The sequence below is a fragment of the Thauera phenylacetica B4P genome, assembly GCF_000310225.1.
Classification (GTDB): Bacteria; Pseudomonadota; Gammaproteobacteria; order Burkholderiales; family Rhodocyclaceae; genus Thauera; species Thauera phenylacetica.
Genome location: NZ_AMXF01000475.1, coordinates 1 through 1,197, shown reverse-complemented (window position 1 = coordinate 1,197; position 1,197 = coordinate 1). Strand labels below are relative to the sequence as shown.

Genomic DNA, 1,197 nt, shown 5'->3' with positions numbered 1-1,197 from the left:
TGCAGCGCGTGCGCGGCGAGCCGGCGGCGCGCCTCGCCGCCGCGCCCCACCGCCTCGCCGGACGGTGGCAGGTCGGCGGCCAGGAGCATTTCTACCTCGAGGGCCAGGTCGCCTGCGCCGCGCCGCGCGAGGACGGCTGCATGCAGTTGTGGTGCTCCACCCAGCACCCCACCGAGATGCAGCACGTGGTCGCGCACATGCTCGGGCTGGCGGCCCACCGCGTGGTGGTGGAGACGCGCCGCATGGGCGGCGGCTTCGGCGGCAAGGAGTCGCAGTCGGCGCTGTTCGCCTGCGTGGCGGCGCTGGCGGCGTGGAAGTTTCGCCGCCCGGTCAAGCTGCGCCCCGACCGCGATGACGACATGCGGATCACCGGCAAGCGCCACGACTTCCACTACGACTACGAGGTCGGCTTCGACGACGACGGCCGCGTGCTCGCGCTGCGCATCGAGATGGTCGCGCGCGCCGGCTTCTCCGCCGACCTGTCGGGCCCGGTCGCCACGCGCGCGGTGTGCCATGTGGACAACGCCTACTACCTGTCGGACGTCGACATCCGCGCCCTGCTCGCGCGCACCCACACCCAGTCCAACACGGCGTTTCGCGGCTTCGGCGGGCCGCAGGGCGCGATCGCGATCGAACATGTGCTCGACAGCATCGCGCGCACGCTGGGGCGCGACGCGCTCGACGTGCGCAGGCTCAACTTCTACGGCAGCCTCGGCCGCGACACCACGCCCTACGGCCAGGTGGTCGCCGATAACGTGATCCTCGAGCTGGTCGCCGAGCTCGAGGCCGACAGCGACTACCGCGCCCGCCGCAGCGCGATCGCCGCCTTCAACGCGACGAGCCCGGTGCTGAAGAAAGGCCTCGCGCTCACCCCGGTGAAGTTCGGCATCTCCTTCAACCTCAGCCACCTCAACCAGGCCGGCGCGCTGGTGCATGTGTATACCGACGGCTCGGTGCTGGTGAACCACGGCGGCACCGAGATGGGCCAGGGGGTGAACACCAAGGTCTGCCAGGTGGTGGCGCACGAGCTCGGCATCGATCTCGCACGCGTGCGCGCCACCGCCACCGACACCAGCAAGGTCGCCAACACCTCGGCCACCGCGGCCTCGACCGGCGCCGACCTCAACGGCCAGGCCGCCGCCGCCGCCGCGCGCCGCATCCGCCAGCGCCTGGCGGCGTTCGCCGCGCGCACCTGGG

Annotated in this window: 1 protein-coding gene; it reads left to right on the top strand. The window is 72.4% G+C overall.

Annotated features, from left to right (window positions below; genetic code table 11):
• Positions 1–1,197, top strand: a 1,197-nt coding sequence (locus tag C667_RS23130; RefSeq protein ID WP_004389402.1) for a molybdopterin cofactor-binding domain-containing protein, incomplete at both ends; no start/stop codon positions are given.